At 68.9% G+C, this 15653-nt stretch carries 14 protein-coding genes; 6 read left to right on the top strand and 8 right to left on the bottom strand.

Annotated elements, in window-relative coordinates; translation table 11 throughout:
* Positions 1-25: 25 nt before the first annotated feature.
* The 6 genes from MKD38_RS08350 to MKD38_RS08325 form a co-directional block, all read right to left on the bottom strand.
* A complete protein-coding gene (locus tag MKD38_RS08350; RefSeq protein ID WP_010813669.1) occupies positions 26-253 on the bottom strand; it encodes a sulfurtransferase TusA family protein in 228 nt (75 codons plus the stop codon).
* 51 nt (positions 254-304) lie between these two features.
* The gene (locus tag MKD38_RS08345) at positions 305-889 is read right to left on the bottom strand and encodes an NUDIX domain-containing protein (protein WP_252675750.1); all 585 of its coding nucleotides are present in this window, start codon (positions 887-889) and stop codon (positions 305-307) included.
* A 55-nt stretch (positions 890-944) separates the two neighbouring features.
* Positions 945-1976: a threonine aldolase family protein gene (locus tag MKD38_RS08340; protein ID WP_252675749.1), complete on the bottom strand. Its 1032-nt coding sequence runs from the start codon at positions 1974-1976 to the stop codon at positions 945-947.
* A 28-nt stretch (positions 1977-2004) separates the two neighbouring features.
* Positions 2005-2193, bottom strand: coding sequence for a 4-oxalocrotonate tautomerase (locus tag MKD38_RS08335; protein WP_252675747.1), 189 nt, complete (start codon positions 2191-2193; stop codon positions 2005-2007).
* A gap of 55 nt (positions 2194-2248) precedes the next feature.
* Positions 2249-3022: a class II aldolase/adducin family protein gene (locus MKD38_RS08330; protein WP_252675745.1), complete on the bottom strand. Its 774-nt coding sequence runs from the start codon at positions 3020-3022 to the stop codon at positions 2249-2251.
* A 132-nt stretch (positions 3023-3154) separates the two neighbouring features.
* On the bottom strand, positions 3155-4432 hold the full coding sequence (locus MKD38_RS08325) for a YbfB/YjiJ family MFS transporter (protein WP_252675744.1): 1278 nt from the start codon (positions 4430-4432) through the stop codon (positions 3155-3157).
* A 130-nt stretch (positions 4433-4562) separates the two neighbouring features.
* On the opposite strand from MKD38_RS08325, the gene MKD38_RS08320 reads away from it, so the two are divergent.
* From MKD38_RS08320 to MKD38_RS08310, 3 genes are all read left to right on the top strand, one after another.
* Positions 4563-5462 carry a LysR substrate-binding domain-containing protein gene (locus MKD38_RS08320; RefSeq protein WP_252675742.1) on the top strand — a complete coding sequence of 300 codons (900 nt, stop codon included), beginning with the start codon at positions 4563-4565 and terminating at the stop codon, positions 5460-5462.
* A gap of 93 nt (positions 5463-5555) precedes the next feature.
* On the top strand, positions 5556-7004 hold the full coding sequence (locus MKD38_RS08315) for an NfeD family protein (RefSeq protein ID WP_252675740.1): 1449 nt from the start codon (positions 5556-5558) through the stop codon (positions 7002-7004).
* Between the two features lie 2 nt (positions 7005-7006).
* Entirely contained in the window at positions 7007-7771 is a 765-nt protein-coding gene (locus tag MKD38_RS08310; RefSeq protein ID WP_252675738.1) for a slipin family protein, read from the top strand.
* Positions 7772-7830: 59 nt separating this feature from the next.
* Here MKD38_RS08310 and alaS read toward each other — a convergent pair whose 3' ends face one another.
* Positions 7831-10455, bottom strand: coding sequence for an alanine--tRNA ligase (gene alaS, locus MKD38_RS08305; protein ID WP_252675736.1), 2625 nt, complete (start codon positions 10453-10455; stop codon positions 7831-7833).
* Between the two features lie 295 nt (positions 10456-10750).
* Here alaS and MKD38_RS08300 point away from each other — a divergent pair, with 295 nt between their 5' ends.
* The 3 genes from MKD38_RS08300 (at position 10751) to MKD38_RS08290 (ending at position 13575) form a co-directional block, all read left to right on the top strand.
* Complete coding sequence (locus tag MKD38_RS08300) at positions 10751-11971, top strand: CaiB/BaiF CoA transferase family protein (protein ID WP_252675735.1); 1221 nt, start codon at positions 10751-10753, stop codon at positions 11969-11971.
* Between the two features lie 123 nt (positions 11972-12094).
* Positions 12095-12550, top strand: coding sequence for a DUF2214 family protein (locus MKD38_RS08295; protein WP_252675733.1), 456 nt, complete (start codon positions 12095-12097; stop codon positions 12548-12550).
* A gap of 29 nt (positions 12551-12579) precedes the next feature.
* Positions 12580-13575 carry a tripartite tricarboxylate transporter substrate binding protein gene (locus MKD38_RS08290; protein ID WP_252675731.1) on the top strand — a complete coding sequence of 332 codons (996 nt, stop codon included), beginning with the start codon at positions 12580-12582 and terminating at the stop codon, positions 13573-13575.
* 27 nt (positions 13576-13602) lie between these two features.
* Here MKD38_RS08290 and MKD38_RS08285 read toward each other — a convergent pair whose 3' ends face one another.
* Positions 13603-15384 carry a potassium/proton antiporter gene (locus tag MKD38_RS08285; RefSeq protein ID WP_252675729.1) on the bottom strand — a complete coding sequence of 594 codons (1782 nt, stop codon included), beginning with the start codon at positions 15382-15384 and terminating at the stop codon, positions 13603-13605.
* Between the last annotated feature and the right edge of the window lie 269 nt (positions 15385-15653).

The following is a 15653-nucleotide window of genomic DNA, read 5'->3' as shown; positions in this document are numbered from 1 at the left end:
CCCCGGCGTGTGCGCGCGCAAGCCATCACCGCCGGCGCATGTAGAACACGAACACCTTGTCCACTTCCGAGTGCGACAGCAGCTCGTTGCCGGTCTGCTTGGCAAAGGCCTGGAAATCGCGCGTGGCACCGGGATCGGTGGCCAGCACCTTGAGCACGTCGCCGCTGGCCATGTCGGCCAGGGCCTTCTTGGTGCGCAGGATCGGCAGCGGGCAGTTCAGGCCGCGCGCGTCCACTTCTTTCTGGAACTCCATTCGTCTCTTCCTCTGATGCTTGGGGGCTGGAGGCCGGCTGAAAAACCGGCCTTACCAGCGGTATTGTAGCGAAGCCCCGACCTGGCTGAAGTCGTGGGGGCGGCGCGGGTCCGGAATGTCGGCGCCGCTCTGGCGGTCGAAGAAGCGCACCGGGTAGCCCCTGGCGGCAAGCCAGTCGGCCACCGCGAAGCCGGTTCCGGCCGACCACACGCGCACGTCCTCGGGCGCCACCAGCTTGTACTCGGCCAGTTCGTCGGACAATTCGACGGTACCCGTCGCCTTGACGTGATAGGCAATGATCAGCTCGTTCTTGCGCATGAACTCGTAGACACCGATCAGCGCGACCGACTCGGTATCGAGGTTGGTCTCTTCCTTCAGTTCGCGCGCCACGCCCAGCTCGGGCGGCTCGTCGCGCTCCAGGAAGCCGGTCACCAGCGCAAACATCTTCTCCGGCCACGCGGCGTTGCGCGCCAGCAGCAGCTTGTCCTGGTACTCCACCACCGCCGCCAGCACCGGCAGCGGATTGTTCCAGTGCACGAAGCCGCAGTCCTGCTGCACGCAGGCGTGGCGTTCGCGCCCGGACAGCGGCAGCACCTCGAGCGGCGCGCCGCACTGCGGGCAGAATCGGTATGACATGGGGGGCTCCTGAAGTCTCGTCGTTATCAGTATGAGTATGGCGGGATCTGGCCCGCTATGCGCCACATGCAGCGCGCATGTCGGCGACCAGCGCCTCCACGGTCTGCGGCTGCAAGTCCCAGGCGCACATGAAACGGCAGCCGCCCGCGCCGATAAAGGTGTAGAAGCGCCAGCCCTTGGCGCGCAGCGCCTCGATCGCCGGCAGCGGCAGCTCGGCGAAGACCGCATTGGATTGGGTCGGGAACATGATGCGCACGCCCGGGATCTCGCGGATGCGCTGCTGCAGCAGTTGCGCCATCGCATTCGCATGGCGCGCGTTGGCAAGCCACACGTCGTTCTCGAGCAGGCCCAGCCACGGCGCCGAGATAAAGCGCATCTTCGACGCCAGTTGCCCGGCCTGCTTGACGCGGTAGGCAAAGTCCTCGGCCAGGCGGCGGTCGAAGAACACCACTGCCTCGCCCACCGGCAGCCCGTTCTTGGTGCCGCCGAAGCACAGCACGTCGACGCCGGCGCGCCAGGTGATTTCGGAAGGATGCACGCCCAGCGACGCCACCGCGTTGGCAAAGCGCGCGCCGTCCATGTGCACGCGCAGCTGCCGGCGCTTGGCGATGGCGGCGATGGCGCGCACCTCTTCGACGCTGTAGACGGTACCGACTTCGGTCGACTGCGTCAGCGACACCACCTTGGGCTTGGGGTAATGGATGTCGGCGCGGCGCGTGACCAGCGCCTCGACCGCATCGGGAGTGAGCTTGCCGTGCTCGCCCGGCGCGGTCAGCAGCTTGGAGCCGTTGGAGAAGAATTCCGGCCCGCCGCATTCGTCGGTCTCGATATGCGCCAGCTCGTGGCAGATCACCGAGTGGTACGACTGGCACAGCGCCGACAGCGCCAGCGAGTTGGCCGCGGTGCCGTTGAACACGAAGAACACTTCGCAATCGGTCTGGAACAGGTCGCGGATCCGGTCGCAGACTTTCTGCGTCCAGCTGTCGTCGCCATAGGCCTGCTCATGGCCGCTGCCGTTGGCTTCCAGGAAATACTTGAGCGATTCCGGGCAGAAGCCGGCGTAGTTGTCGGAGGCGAAGTGCTGCATGGTGTTCAGTGTGGAGCGGCCTGGCGCCTTACTTCTTGTCGGCCCACAGCTCGCCGCCGGTGGACCAGTTCTCGCGCTTGATGTCGGTGATGATGATGTCGACCGCCGACGGCGAGCAGCCCAGCGTTTCGCAGCTGACGCGGGTCACTGCCTCGACAAACTTGCGCTTCTGCTCGATGGTGCGGCCTTCAAACATTTCGACGTGGAAAGTCGGCATACATGACTCCTGTGCTTGGTGATTGTTGTGGCCCGGACCGGGGAATCTCTCCCCTTCAGTCCCGGTAGGAAGGATCGATTCTATCCAGTTTGCGCAGCAGCGCGGGCCATTCCAGCACGCCCTCGACCGCGCCATCGTCATGGAGCTGCGCGGAGGTCTTGTCCGCCACGGCGGCGTCGGGCTGCACCAGCGCGCCGCCCGCCTGCGCCGCAATCTGGATTTCGCAGGCCTTGATCAGCGTCGCCATCAGCACATAGGCTTCGGCCACGGTGCGGCCCACCGTCAGCGTGCCGTGGTTGCGCAACAGCATGGCCGGATGCGGGCCCAGCGATGCGGTCAGCCGCGCGCCCTCGGCCGGGGTGAAGGCCAGGCCCTCGTAGTCGTGGTAGGCGATGCGGCCATGGAAACGCATGGCATGCTGCGACAGCGGCAGCAGCCCCGCCGCCTGCGCCGACACCGCGATGCCGGCGGTGTTATGCAGGTGCATCACGCACATCGCGTCGGCGCGCGCGGCATGCACTGCGGCGTGCAGCGCAAAGCCGGTCACGTTGACCGGATGCACGGTGTCGCCGACGACTTCGCCGCGGCCGTTGATCTTGACCAGGTCGCCGGCGCGGATCTCGTCGAAGGCGAAGCCAAAGGGGTTGATCAGGAAGTGATCCGGCTCGCCCGGCACCGTGGCCGAGATATGCGTATAGATCAGGTCATCCCAGCCCTCGCGCGCGGCCAGGCGATAGGCCGCGGCCAGGTCGACGCGCACGCGCTGCTCTTCGGCTGAGACAGGATGGGAAGCGCCCGCGGCACGCGCGGGCTGCAAGGCAAATGACATGGGGTCGCTCCTGCGCCGTCCGGCCTCGCGTGCCGGGTACGGCCCGGCCTTCTGTGCCGCGCCACGGGCCGCGATGCCGGCAGACCCGGCCGCAGCCCCTCGCGCGGCGCGCCGGACAGCAAAGGCAATACTTTAGCGCACCTTGGCGCCAGGGCTCAGGGTGGTCTCGCCAGCCGGCAGCGGCCACACGCGGCGCATCCACAGGAACACCAGCGCGCCCAGCGCCAGCGCCGCGGCGGCACACGCCAGCGAACCGGCGAAGCCGCCGCTGCGCGCCACCAGCGCCGTCGCCAGCGGCGGGCCGGCGATCTGGCCGAGTCCGTAGGATGCGGTCATCAGGCCCATCAGCCGCGGTGCCTGCGGCCCCCACAGCCGCCGCGCCTCGCGCATCGCGAACGCCACCAGCGCCGTGAACGGCAGGCCCGCCAGCACGCTGCTGAGGGCAAAACCGGCCACGCTCGGCAGCACCACCGCGATCGCCACGCCCAGCGCCTGCATGCCGTACAGCAGCGCCAGCAGCTTGCGGTTGTCGTGCGCCATGCCGACCCGCGTGGCCAGTAACGCGCCCACCGCCACGCCCGCGCCAAAGATCGGCCAGAACAGGTCGGCCCACACCGTGCCCGGCAGCGCCTGGCGCGCGATCACCGGCAGGAAGGTCGCGGTGATGATGTAGCCAAAGCCGGCCAGGCCGTAGGCCAGCGTCAGCATCCAGGCCTCGGCATCGAGCCGCGCGGTGCCGGTATCGATGTCGGTATCGGTCTCGGCGGCCCTCGCAGACGGCACCGCTGCCGGCGCGACGAAAATCCGCCAGACCGCCGCCACCAGCACCACCGCCAGCGCGGTGAAGGCGAGCCAGCCATGGTCCGCATGCCAGCCCGCACCGACCATGCCAGATACGCCCAGCCCTGTGACCACGATGCCCAGGCCCGGGCCGCAGAAGATCAGCCCGGCCAGCTCCGGCCTGCCCAGTTCGGCCAGCCGCTGCAGGCACCAGGCGGCGGTGTAGACCATCGCCAGGGCGCTGGCCACGCCCGCGGCGGCGCGCCACAGCGACCACGCCGGCATGCCGCCCGGCAGGGCCATGCCCAGCGTCAGCAGCACCGTGGCCACCAGGCCCCAGCGCACCATGCGCACCGCATCGGGCTGGATCAACATGCACACCGCGGCGCCAACGAAGTAACCGATGTAGTTCACCGTCGCCAGCCAGCCGCCCTGGTCCAGCGTGACCGTGCCGTCGTGCAACATCATCGGCAACAGCGGGGTGAAGGCGAAGCGGCCGATGCCCATCGCCACCGCCAGCGACACCAGCCCGGCCAGCGCCACCGCGAACGGGCCGGCTGCGCGCGCTGGCGCGGCGGCCTCCACGCGCGCGGCGGGGTGTTCGGGCTCGAGGGGGCGGGGGATCGGCATGAGCAATGGACGGTGGTGGCAGCGGTTGCGCTGCGATTTCTGTATGCTACGCTGGCGTAAGCATCTTGAAACATGAATTCTCGAGATGCCAACCATACTGAAATCTGATGGATAACTGGGGAGCCCTGCCATGGACCTTGCCGCGCTGGAGATCTTCCGCGCCGTCGTCGAGGCCGGCGGCGTCACCCGCGCGGCCGAGCGGCTGCACCGGGTGCAGTCCAATGTCACCACCCGCATCCGCCAGCTGGAGCAGTCGCTGGGCGTCGAGCTGTTCGTGCGCGACGGCCGCCGCATGGTGCTGACGCCGTCGGGCCAGACCCTGTTCGACTACGCCTGCCGCATCCTGACCCTGACCGAAGAGGCGCGCCACGCGGTGTTGCCGGCTCGGCCGCATGGCCGGCTGCGCATTGCCTCGATGGAAAGCACCGCCGCGAGCCGCCTGCCCCGGGTGCTGGCCGCGTATCACCAGGCCTGGCCCGAGGTACAGCTGGAACTGGTGACGCTGGCCACGCGGCAGGCGTTCGACGCGCTGGCGCGCTTCGAGGTCGACTGCGCCTTCGTCGCCGAGCCGCTGGCCGATCCGGCGCTGCGCGCGGTGCCGGTGTTCGAGGAAGAGCTGGTGGTGATCACGCGCGAGCACCATCGCCCGGTGCGCGGCGCGGCCGACCTGGAGGTGCCGACGCTGCTGGCGTTCGAGCCGGGCTGCAACTACCGCGCGCGGCTCGAGACCTGGTACGGCAGCGGCCCCGCGCCGACCCCGCGCGTGTTGCAGCTCAGCTCCTACCATGCCATCGTCGCCTGCGTCGCGGCCGGCATTGGCGCGGCGATCGTGCCGCGCTCCGTGCTGGGCCTGTACCGCGACCTGCCCGCCATCCAGCAGCACAGCCTGGGCGCGGCAGGCCGGGTGCGCACGCTGCTGGCGTGGCAGCCGTCGATGGCCAGCGCCGCGCTGCATGCGCTGGTCGAGGCCCTGCCCGAACTCACGCCCGCACCGCCCGGCTCGGCCGGGCCTGAACTCGCGGCGGCCTGAGCGCGCGGGCCTGCGGGGCCGCGTGCAAGATGTGCCCGGTGGCCTACACTTGAAGTGGCGTCACCACGGCACCTTGCCTGCCCTGCTCCTGCCATGAACCCTGCCACCGCGTTGCTGCGGGCCTTCCGGCTGCTGTCCAGCCTGGCGCTGGCATGCTGCGCGCTTGCCTTCGGCGGCAGCGGCGCCGCGGCCCCGCCGGCGGCCACGGCCACGGCCACCGCGCCGGTGTACGTGATCCCGCTGAAAGGCGCGGTCAGCCCGGCCAGCGCCAGCTTTATCCTGCGCGGCATGACGCGCGCCCGCGAAGCCGGCGCCCAGCTGGTGGTGCTGGAAATGGACACGCCCGGCGGGCTGGACGCGTCGATGCGCGACATCATCCAGGCGATCCTGGCCTCGCCGGTGCCGGTGGCCAGCTATGTCTCTCCCGGCGGCGCGCGCGCGGCCAGCGCCGGCACCTATATCCTCTATGCCAGCCATATCGCGGCGATGGCACCGGGCACCAACCTGGGCGCGGCGACCCCGGTGCAGGTGGGAATCGGCGGGCCCCAGAAGCCCGAGTCGCTGCCCGGTGCCAGCCCGGCCTCGGCCCCCGGCAGCGCACCCGCGGCGGGCGACACCATGGCGCGCAAGCAGATGCATGACGCCTCGGCCTATATCCGCGGTCTGGCGCAGCTGCGCGGGCGCAACGCCGAATGGGCCGAGCGCGCGGTGCGCGAATCGGTCAGCCTGTCGGCCGACGAGGCGCTGGCGCAGCGCGTGATCGATGTGGTCGCGGCCGACCTGCCCGGGCTGCTGCGCCAGCTCGACGGGCGCAAGCTGACCACCGCCGGCGGCAAGGCCAGCACGCTGCACACGCGCGACGCCCCTTCGGTGACGCTGGAGCCGGACTGGCGCAACCGCTTCCTGGCCGTGATCACCGAGCCCAGCGTGGCGCTGCTGCTGCTGATGATCGGCATCTACGCGCTGATCTTCGAGTTCTCCACGCCGGGCATGGTGGTGCCCGGCATCGTCGGCGCGATCTGCCTGCTGCTGGCGCTGTTCGCGCTGCACATGCTGCCGGTCAACTATGCCGGGCTGGCGCTGGTGGCGCTGGGCATCGGCTGCATGGTGGCGGAGCTGTTCCTGCCCACCTTCGGCGCGCTGGGGATCGGCGGCATCATCGCCTTCGCCTTCGGCGCGGTGATGCTGATCGACACCGACGTGCCGGGCTTCGGCGTGCCGCTGCCGATGGTGGCGGCGATGTCGGCGCTATCGGCGGTGTTCGTGTTCGGCATGTCGGCGATGCTGGTGCGCTCGCGCAAGCGGCCGGTGGTCAGCGGTGCCGACACGCTGCTCGGCGCCCGCGGCGAACTGGTCGACGACCTGCGCGAAGAAGGCTGGGCCACGGTGCGCGGCGAGACCTGGCGCGTGCGCAGCGCCACCCCGCTGGCACGCGGCACGCCCGTGCTGGTCACGGGACGCAATGGCCTGGTGCTCGAAGTGATCGCCGCCGGCAGCGCGCCGCGCCCCTCTTCCCAACCGAGCCCGAACAAGGGAGCCTGACCATGGCCTACGGATTCAGCTTCGGCGGTGTGATTTTCCTGTTGGCACTGCTGATCATCATGGCGTTCCGCGTGCTGCGCGAATACGAACGCGGCGTGGTGTTCATGCTCGGGCGCTTCTGGAAGGTCAAGGGCCCGGGACTGGTGCTGCTGATCCCGGCGGTGCAGCAGATGGTCCGGGTCGACCTGCGCACGGTGGTGATGGACGTGCCGCCGCAAGACGTGATCTCGCGCGACAACGTCTCGGTCAAGGTCAATGCGGTGGTGTACTTCCGCGTGGTCGATCCCGAACTGGCCATCATCCAGGTGGCTAATTTCCTTGAGGCCACCAGCCAGCTGGCGCAGACCACGCTGCGCTCGGTGCTGGGCAAGCACGAGCTCGACGAGATGCTGGCCGAGCGCGAAAAGCTCAACCTCGACATCCAGCAGGCGCTGGACGCGCAGACCGACGGCTGGGGCATCAAGGTCTCCAACGTCGAGATCAAGCACGTCGACCTGAACGAGACCATGATCCGCGCCATCGCCCGCCAGGCCGAAGCCGAACGCGAACGGCGCGCCAAGGTGATCCACGCCGAAGGTGAGCTGCAGGCCTCGGAAAAGCTGCTGGAAGCGGCGCAGATGCTGGCGCGGCAGCCGCAGGCGATGCAGCTGCGCTACATGCAGACGCTGACGCAGATCGCGGGGGACAAGAGTTCGACCATCGTGTTTCCGTTGCCGATCGATCTGCTGGCGACGCTGCGGAGCGCCACGGGGAATACTGAGAAGTAGGAAAGCAGAAGGGGCGCCACCGGCGCCCCTTCTGGCACGGCTTCACCAAGCTTGGCGCATCAAACCTTGCCAGCCACCCACTCGCTGACACCCGCCAGCGCCTGCGGCAGCTTGGCCGGCTCGGTGCCGCCGGCCTGCGCCATGTCCGGGCGGCCGCCGCCCTTGCCGCCCACCTGCTGGGCGACAAAGTTGACCAGCTCGCCGGCCTTGACCTTGCCGGTGGCATCGGCGGTGACGCCGGCGATCAGGCTGACCTTGCCGTCGGCGACCGCGCCCAGCACGATGGCGGCGCTCTGCAGCTTGTCCTTGAGCTTGTCCATGGTCTCGCGCAGGGTCTTGACGTCGGCGCCGTCCAGCTGCGCGGCCAGCACCTTCAGGCCCTTGACGTCGACCGCCTGCGCCGCCAGCTCGTCGCCCTGCGACGCGGCCAGCTTGCTCTTCAGGCGCTCCAGCTCCTTCTCCAGCGCGCGCACCTGCTCCTGCACCTGGCCGATGCGCGGCACCAGCTCCGACGGTTGCGCCTTCAGCACGGCGGCGGCCTCATTCAGCCTGGCGTCCAGGCCCTGCAGGTAGTGCAGCGCATTGTCGCCGGTGATGGCTTCGACGCGGCGGATGCCGGCGGCCACGCCGCCTTCCATCACGATCTTGAACAGGCCGATATCGCCGGTGCGGTGCACGTGGGTGCCGCCGCACAGTTCCTTCGAGGTGCCGATCGACAGCACGCGCACGTCGTCGGCGTACTTCTCGCCGAACAGCGCCATCGCGCCGCTCTTGACCGCGTCGTCGAACGGCATGATCTCGGCGTGCGTGTCTTCGTTGCGAAGGATCTCGGCGTTGACGATCTCTTCGACCTGGCGGATCTGCGCATCGGTCAGCGCGGCATTGTGCGAGAAGTCGAAGCGGGTCTTGTCCGCATCGACCAGCGAGCCCTTCTGCTGCACGTGGCTGCCCAGCACTTCGCGCAGGGCCTTGTGCATCAGGTGGGTGGCGGAGTGGTTGCGCACGGTGCGCGCGCGGCGCAGCGCGTCGACCTGCGCCGACACGGCATCGCCCACCTTGAGCGCGCCGCCTGCCAGCGTGCCCTGGTGGCCGAACACGTCGGCCTGGATCTTGGTGGTGTCGGCCACGGCGAAGGTGGCCGCGCCTGCCTGCAGCACGCCCTGGTCGCCGGCCTGGCCGCCCGACTCGGCGTAGAACGGCGTGTTGTCGAGCACCACCACGCCGGTCTGGCCGGGCTGCATGCTGTCGACCGAGGCGCCATCCACATACAGCGCGGTGACCCTGGCCTGCGGCAGTTCCAGTTTTTCGTAGCCGTGGAACACGGTCTTGTCGCCGGTGTACTCCAGGCCGGCGGCCATCTTGAACTTGCCGGCGGCGCGCGCCTGCTCGCGCTGGCGGTTCATGGCGGCGTCGAAGGCGGCCTCGTCCACGCCGATTTCCTGCTCGCGGCACACGTCCTGGGTCAGGTCCAGCGGGAAGCCGAAGGTGTCGTGCAGCTTGAAGGCGAGTTCGCCATCCAGCGTCTTGCCGCCCTTGAGCTTCAGGTCGGCAAGCGCGGCGTCAAGGATCGCCATGCCGTTCTCGATGGTCTCGAAGAAGCGCTCTTCCTCGGCCTTCAGCACTTCGGTCACGCGCGACTGCGCCTCGGCCAGCTCCGGATAGGCCTGGCCCATCTGCTCGACCAGGTCCGGCACCAGCTTGTGGAAGAACGGGGTCTTCTGGCCCAGCTTGTAGCCATGGCGGATGGCGCGGCGGATGATCCGGCGCAGCACGTAGCCGCGGCCTTCGTTGCCCGGGATCACGCCGTCGACGATCAGGAACGCGCACGCGCGGATATGGTCGGCGATGACCTTCAGCGAGTTCTGGTTCAGGTTGTCGATATGGGTCTCGCGCGCGGCGGCCTTGATCAGCGCCTGGAACAGGTCGATCTCGTAGTTGCTGTGCACGTGCTGCAGCACCGCGGCAATGCGCTCCAGGCCCATGCCGGTGTCGACGCACGGCTTGGGCAGCGGCGTCATGTTGCCCTGCTCGTCGCGGTTGAACTGCATGAACACCAGGTTCCACACCTCGATGTAGCGGTCGCCGTCTTCCTCGGGCGATCCCGGCGGGCCGCCCCACACGTCCGGGCCGTGGTCATAGAAGATTTCCGAGCACGGGCCGCACGGGCCGGTGTCGGCCATCTGCCAGAAATTGTCCGAGGCGTAGCGCGCGCCCTTGTTGTCGCCGATGCGCACGATGCGCTCGGCCGGCACGCCGACTTCCTTGGCCCAGATGTCGTAGGCCTCGTCGTCTTCGGCATAGACCGTCACCCACAGCTTTTCGGCCGGCAGCTGGTAGGTCTTGGTCAGCAGTTCCCATGCGTACTGGATCGCTTCGCGCTTGAAGTAGTCGCCAAACGAGAAGTTGCCCAGCATCTCGAAGAACGTATGGTGGCGGGCGGTGTAGCCCACGTTCTCGAGGTCGTTGTGCTTGCCGCCGGCGCGCACCGAGCGCTGCGACGAGGTGGCGCGGCTGTACGGGCGCTTGTCGGTGCCGAGGAACACGTCCTTGAACTGCACCATGCCGGAATTGGTGAACAGCAGCGTCGGGTCGTTCGCCGGCACCAGGCTGGACGAGCGGACCACGGTATGGCCCTTCGATTCGAAGAACTGCAGGAACTTGCTGCGAATGTCTGAGACTTTCATGGGATGGCGGACGCTTGCCCCGGTGTGGCCGGGCGCGACGAATCAGTATGGGATTTGCAAACCGTTGATTATACGGGCAAGGCAGGCCGTCGGGCAGGCCAGCCACGGCGTCCGGGAAGCGGCCGGCTATCGCCCTGAATCCCGTTGTCATGAGGGATGCATACGTCACTTATGAGGGCGCTGGCAGTTTGCCGGTGGTACAGTGCAGCGAACCCGCGCCGCCCCCTTTCCGGGGCGCGCGACCGCCCCGCATTCCGGACCCGATCCCCGCCTTACCTCTGCCTCGAATACCGCCATGGGAGCCTTAAGCCATCTCCGCGTCCTCGACCTGACCCGCGTCCTCGCCGGGCCGTGGTGCGCCCAGAACCTTGCCGACTTCGGCGCCGACGTGATCAAGATCGAGCGCCCCGGCGCCGGCGACGACACCCGCACCTGGGGCCCGCCCTGGCTCCAGGACCAAGACGGCCGCGACACCGCCGAGGCCGCCTACTACCTGGCCGCCAACCGCAACAAGCGCTCGGTCACGTGCGACATCAGCACCCCGGAAGGCCAGCAGATCGTGCGCGACCTGGCCGCGCAGAGCGACGTGGTGCTGGAGAACTACAAGGTCGGCCAGCTGAAGAAATATGGCCTGGACTACGACTCGCTGAAGCAGGTCAAGCCGGACCTGGTCTATTGCTCGGTCACCGGCTTCGGCCAGACCGGCCCCTACGCCGCGCGCCCGGGCTACGACTTCATCATCCAGGGCATGGGTGGCTTCATGAGCCTGACCGGCGAGCGCGACGACCTGCCCGGCGGTGGCCCGCAGAAGGCGGGCGTGGCGATTTCCGACCTGATGACCGGCCAGTACGCCACCATCGCCGTGCTGGCGGCACTGGCGCACCGCGACCGCACCGGCGAGGGCCAGTACATCGACATGGCGCTGCTCGACGTGCAGGTGGCGATGCTGGCCAACATGAACACCAACTACCTGGCCAGCGGCGAGGCGCCGCGCCGCTGGGGCAACGCGCATCCGAACATCGTGCCCTACCAGACCTTCCAGGCCGCCGACGGCTGGATCATCGTCGCGGTCGGCAACGACGGGCAGTTCCGCAAGTTCGTCACCGACGGCGGCAAGCCCGAACTGGCCGACGACCCGCGCTTTGCCACCAACCCGCAGCGCGTGGCCAACCGCGACGTGCTGGTGCCGATCCTGGCCGAGATGGTGCGCCCGCGCACCCGCGCGCAATGGATCCGCGACCTCGAAGCCGCGGGCGTGCCGTGCGGCCCCATCAACACGCTCGACGACGTGTTCGAGGACGACCAGGTCAAGGCGCGCGGGCTGCGCGTGGACCTGCCGCACCCGAGCGCGGGCGAGGTCAAGCTGGTCGGCAGCCCGATCAAGATGAGCGCGACGCCGCCGCAGGCGCTGCGCCACCCGCCGCTGCTTGGTGAGCACACCGACACGGTGCTGGCTCAGACCCTGGGCTACAGCGCCGCGCAGATCGAGGCACTTCGTGCAAAAGGGGTGCTGTAAGATTCTCCTCCTGCCCGCGGCGGGCCAGCCGGCCGCGGGTGCTTTCCGGAAGTCCAGTCCCCACTGAAGTACTTTCCCCGGCCCGCGCCTTTGCGCGCGCCCGTGCAAAGCGAAGGAGAACCCATGCTGACCGACGCCATCCTGGCCTTCCTGCATTTCCTGGCGATCTTCGTCCTGATCACGCTGATGGCCGCCGAAGCCGTGGCGCTGCGCCCGGACCTGACCCCGGCCACCGTGCGGCGTCTGTCGCTGTACGACCTGTTCTATTTCCTGTCGGCGATGCTGGCGCTGGCCACCGGCCTGCTGCGCCTGTTCTACGGCGCCAAGGGCGCGGACTTCTACCTGCACAACCCGTGGTTCCACGCCAAGATGAGCGTGTTCGTGCTGATCGCGCTGTGCTCGCTGCCGCCGACCTTCGCCATCGCGCGCTGGCGCAAGCAGGCGCGCCGGCTGCCCGATTACGTGCCGCCGCCGTCCGAGATCAAGGCGGCGCGGCGCTGGGTCATGATCGAATCGCATCTGGTGATCCTGCTGCCGCTGTGCGCCGTGATGATGGCGCGCGGCATCGGGGCCCGCTGAGAATCCCTATCCCTCCTGTCCTCCGCAACATGCTGAAGAAACTGCTTGCCGCCGCGCTGACCGCGGCCCTGGTGCCGGCCGCCGCCGTTGCCGCCACCAATGCCTACCCGACCAAGCCGGTCCGTTTCGTCGTGCCCTACCCGGCGGGCGGCCCGCTCGACACCGTGGCGCGCGCCATCGGCGACAAGCTGCGCGACAGCCTGGGCCAGCCCGTGATCGTGGAAAACAAGCCGGGCGCCGGCGGCAACCTGGGCGCGGACTACGTCGCCAAGCAGCCCGCCGACGGATACACCATTGTCATGGGCGCGGTGGCCACGCACGCGATCAACCCGACGCTGTTCAGCAAGATGCCGTATGACCCGGTCAAGGATTTCGCACCGATCACGCTGGTTGCCGACGTGCCCAACGTGCTGGTGATGCACCCGGGCAAGGCCGCCGAACTGCAGATCAACAACGTGCGCGACCTGGTCGCCTACGCGCGCAAGAACCCCGGCAAGCTGGATTACGCCTCGGGCGGCAACGGCAGCGCCGGCCACCTGTCGGGCGAGCTGTTCAAGAGCATGGCCAGGGTCAGCATGGTCCATATTCCCTACAACGGCGCGGCGCCGGCGCAGCTGTCGGTGCTGTCGGGCCAGACCGACCTGATCTTCGACAACCTGGCCTCGGCCTCGGCCAATATCAAGGCGGGCAAGCTCAAGGCCTTCGCCGTCACCACCGCCGGCCGCGCCGCGTCCTTCCCGGAGCTGCAGACCATTGCCGAGGCCGGCAAGGGGCTGGGGCTGGAAGGCTTCGACATCTCGACCTGGTTCGGCGTGTTCGCGCCGGCCAATACGCCGCGCGAGATCGTCGAACGGCTCAACCACGACATCGTGGCAATCCTGAAGACCGACGACATGAAGGCGCGCCTGGCCCGCATCGGCGCCCAGCCGGCACCGACCACGCCGGAGCAGTTCGCGGTGTTGATCCAGAAGGAACTGAAGAAGTATGCGCAGATCGTGAAGGTGTCGGGCGCGAAGGTGGACTGACCTCCGCCATCAAGCGGGAGCGCGCGATCACGCGCGCTCTCTGCTCCGCTCCCCCGTGCGCCGCCGCGCCCACAGCTTCCCGCCCGAATCCCCCTCCAGCCGCGGCAGCAGCAATCCCACCTGCACGATCTGCGCGCCCTCCATGCGCGTCACCGTCAGCGGCAGCCCGGCGATCTCGACGCTGTCGCCTTCCACCGGCGGCGACGTGAACGCGCGCTGCATCGCGCTTTCCAGCGTCAGCGGCTCTTCTTCCGGCGTCAGGTCGCGCGTGCCGTAGAGCGCGGCCACGTCGCGCAGCGGCGCGTCGCCCGACAGCAGGAAATCGTGCGAGACCTGTTCCCAGGTGGGCGCGCGGCCCGGCGTCTGGAACAGCGCCGACAGCAGCGGCAACGAGACCGTCGGCCCCAGCACGCAGACCGCGTCGCCGGCGCGCAATACCGTCTGGGCCGGGTCGGCGAGCGCATCGTCGCGGGCCACGGTCAGCAGCCGGCAGCGCGGCGGCAGCTCCAGCTGGTCGGCGCGCACGTTCTCGACCGGCGCGTTGGGCCCGACCTCGAACTGCATCACTTCCAGGATCGGCGCGCGCGTGCCGCGCAGGCGCGAGCGCGCCAGCGGCTCGGGGTAGCCGGGGCGCAGCACGCGCGCCAGCCGCGCCGCCACCGCCACGGTGGTGCCCTGGAACAGCAGGCTGGCCAGCACCACCGCAAAGGCAATGCGGAACAGCAGGCCCGACTGCGGCACCTCGCGCAACAGCGGGAACAGCGCGAGCACGATCGGCACCGCGCCGCGCAAGCCCATCCAGGCGATAAAGCCGGTCTCGCGCGCGTTGAAGCGGAATGGCAGCAGCGCCAGCCAGACCGCCACCGGCCGCGCCACCAGCATCAGGAAGGCCGCCACCGCCACCGCGGGGCCGGCGACTTCCCAGATCCGGTGCGGCGTCACCAGCAGGCCCAGCAGCAGGAACATGGCCGACTGCGCCAGCCACGCCATGCCGTCCATGGCGCGCATGGTGTCGGCGGTGACGGCACGCTCGCGGTTGCCGATCAGCATGCCGGTCAGATACACCGCCAGGAAACCGCTGCCGCCGGCGCTCTGCACGATGGCAAAGACCATCGCGCCGCCCGAGCACAGCAGGATCGACTGCAACCCTTCGGCCACGCGCGTGCGCTCCAGCACATTGGCCAGGCAGTAGCCAAGCCCAAGCCCCAGCACGCCGCCCACGCCGAACTGCACCAGCAGGCGCAGCACCAGTCCCAGCGGCGTCAGGGCCTCGGGCGCGGTCAGCCATTCGATCAGCGTCAGTGTCAGGAAGATCGCCATCGGGTCGTTGATGCCAGACTCGATCTCCAGCACGTTCGCGACCCGGTCCTTGAGCCGGATGCCGCTGCTGTTGAGCGTCGAGAACACCGCCGCGGCATCGGTCGAGCCGACGATGGCGCCCAGCAGCAGCCCCAGCCGCCAGTCGATGCCGAGCAGCCAGGCGGCGAAGATCCCTACCAGCGCGGCAGTCACCAGCACCCCGACCGTGGCCAGCGACAGCGACGGCCTGAGCGCCACGCGGAAGGTGGCAAGGCGCGTGCGCAGCCCGCCGTCCAGCAGGATGATGGCCAGCGCCAGGTTGCCAACCAGAAAGCTGAGCCAGGTATCGGAGAAGCGGATGCCGCCGGGGCCGTCGACCCCGGCCAGCATGCCCACGGCCAGAAACACCAGCAGGAACGGCACGCCGAAGCGCGCCGAGAACGCGCCCAGCACGATGCCCAGCGACATCACGACGGCGCCGAGCAGGATGACATGGTCGATGCTTTCCAAAACGCTCCTTGTGTTGCCTGGGATTCGCCTGCGTCAGCCGGCAGGACCTTTCCGAACCTTTCCGAACCTTTCCGAAGCTTTCAGAACCTTTCAGAACCTTCCGCGGCAGCAGGCCGCCGCGGCACGCAAGACCGTTCCGGATGATAGCGCAGCGGCCCCGGCTGCTACCCGCCAACCCGCCTGCAGCTTGGCGCAGCGGCACTTTTAAGCGTGCTCTCACTAGGGGATACCCGAACCATGACCCCATTTGCAGACATCTGAAAGGTAGC

It is taken from the genome of Cupriavidus sp. WGlv3 (assembly GCF_023952475.1).
Classification (GTDB): Bacteria; Pseudomonadota; Gammaproteobacteria; order Burkholderiales; family Burkholderiaceae; genus Cupriavidus; species Cupriavidus phytorum.
The sequence above is the reverse complement of the archived record's forward strand: the minus strand, read 5'-3'. Positions and strand labels throughout refer to the sequence as shown.

Bases quoted from the DNA above. Each gene is read 5' to 3' on its own strand.
- MKD38_RS08310 (WP_252675738.1), top strand. From the start codon at position 7,007: ATGGCCTACGGATTCAGCTTCGGCGGTGTGATTTTCCTGTTGGCACTG.
- MKD38_RS08300 (WP_252675735.1), top strand. From the start codon at position 10,751: ATGGGAGCCTTAAGCCATCTCCGCGTCCTCGACCTGACCCGCGTCCTC.
- alaS (WP_252675736.1), bottom strand. From the start codon at position 10,455: ATGAAAGTCTCAGACATTCGCAGCAAGTTCCTGCAGTTCTTCGAATCG.
- MKD38_RS08315 (WP_252675740.1), top strand. From the start codon at position 5,556: ATGAACCCTGCCACCGCGTTGCTGCGGGCCTTCCGGCTGCTGTCCAGC.
- MKD38_RS08325 (WP_252675744.1), bottom strand. From the start codon at position 4,432: ATGCCGATCCCCCGCCCCCTCGAGCCCGAACACCCCGCCGCGCGCGTG.
- MKD38_RS08320 (WP_252675742.1), top strand. From the start codon at position 4,563: ATGGACCTTGCCGCGCTGGAGATCTTCCGCGCCGTCGTCGAGGCCGGC.
- MKD38_RS08340 (WP_252675749.1), bottom strand. From the start codon at position 1,976: ATGCAGCACTTCGCCTCCGACAACTACGCCGGCTTCTGCCCGGAATCG.
- MKD38_RS08335 (WP_252675747.1), bottom strand. From the start codon at position 2,193: ATGCCGACTTTCCACGTCGAAATGTTTGAAGGCCGCACCATCGAGCAG.
- MKD38_RS08345 (WP_252675750.1), bottom strand. From the start codon at position 889: ATGTCATACCGATTCTGCCCGCAGTGCGGCGCGCCGCTCGAGGTGCTG.
- MKD38_RS08330 (WP_252675745.1), bottom strand. From the start codon at position 3,022: ATGTCATTTGCCTTGCAGCCCGCGCGTGCCGCGGGCGCTTCCCATCCT.
- MKD38_RS08290 (WP_252675731.1), top strand. From the start codon at position 12,580: ATGCTGAAGAAACTGCTTGCCGCCGCGCTGACCGCGGCCCTGGTGCCG.
- MKD38_RS08350 (WP_010813669.1), bottom strand. From the start codon at position 253: ATGGAGTTCCAGAAAGAAGTGGACGCGCGCGGCCTGAACTGCCCGCTG.
- MKD38_RS08295 (WP_252675733.1), top strand. From the start codon at position 12,095: ATGCTGACCGACGCCATCCTGGCCTTCCTGCATTTCCTGGCGATCTTC.